This window comes from Pseudomonas sp. NPDC089547 (genome assembly GCF_050280665.1).
Classification (GTDB): Bacteria; Pseudomonadota; Gammaproteobacteria; order Pseudomonadales; family Pseudomonadaceae; genus Aquipseudomonas.
Genome location: NZ_JBNNVS010000117.1, coordinates 1 through 1,028 on the forward strand (window position 1 = coordinate 1; position 1,028 = coordinate 1,028).

The 1,028-nt window shown below is 63.9% G+C and carries 1 protein-coding gene; it reads left to right on the forward strand.

What is annotated here, in order from left to right; translation table 11 throughout:
* A partial coding sequence (locus ACQKPZ_RS28220) for an acetolactate synthase large subunit (RefSeq protein WP_427544575.1) occupies positions 1-1,028 on the forward strand: 1,028 nt, incomplete at both ends.

The window sequence follows — 1,028 nt, forward strand, 5'->3', positions numbered from 1 at the left end:
CGCATGCGCGAAGCCTTCCGCCTGGCTGAAGAAGAAAAGCCGGGTGCGGTACACCTGGAGCTGCCAGAAGACATCGCCGCCGAGCAGACCGACGCCTTGCCGATCCCGCGCAGCCTGCACCGCCGCCCGCTGGCCGAGCACGTGGCCATTGAGGCCGCTGTCGAGAAGCTGCAGAACGCCCGTAACCCGATCCTGGTGATCGGCGCCGGTGCCAACCGCAAGATGACCGCCAAGGTCCTCAAGCAACTGATCGACAAGACCGGCATCCCGTTCATCACCACCCAGATGGGTAAAGGTGTGGTCGACGAGCGCCACCCACGCTTCCTGGGCAACGCCGCGCTGTCGTCGGGTGACTTCGTGCACCGCGCCGTCGAAGCTGCCGACCTGATCATCAACATCGGTCACGACGTGATCGAGAAGCCGCCATTCTTCATGGTCCGCGGTGGCACCGAAGTCATCCACATCAACTTCCGCTCCGCCGAAGTCGATGCCGTGTACTTCCCACAGGTTGAAGTGATCGGCGACATCGCCAACGCCGTGTGGCAGATCAGCGAAGCGCTGACCGACACCTCGCACTGGGATTTCACCCGCCTGCTGGCCATCCGTGAAGCGAACGAAGCGCAGATCGCTGAAGGCGGCGACGACAACCGCTTCCCGGTCTACCCACAGCGCCTGGTCGCCGACATCCGCCGCGTGCTGCCATCCGAAGGCATCGTGGCCCTGGACAACGGTATCTACAAGATCTGGTTCGCCCGTAACTACAAGGCGCACAAGCCCAACACCGTGCTGCTGGACAACGCCCTGGCGACCATGGGTGCCGGCCTGCCATCGGCCATGGCCGCGCACCTGGTGCACCCGGACCGCCCGGTGATTTCGGTGTGCGGCGACGGCGGCTTCATGATGAACAGCCAGGAACTGGAAACTGCTGTGCGCCTGGGCATGCACATCACCGTGGTGATCCTGCGTGACGACGGCTACGGCATGATCCGCTGGAAGCAGGCCAACATGGGCTTCACCGATTTCGGCCT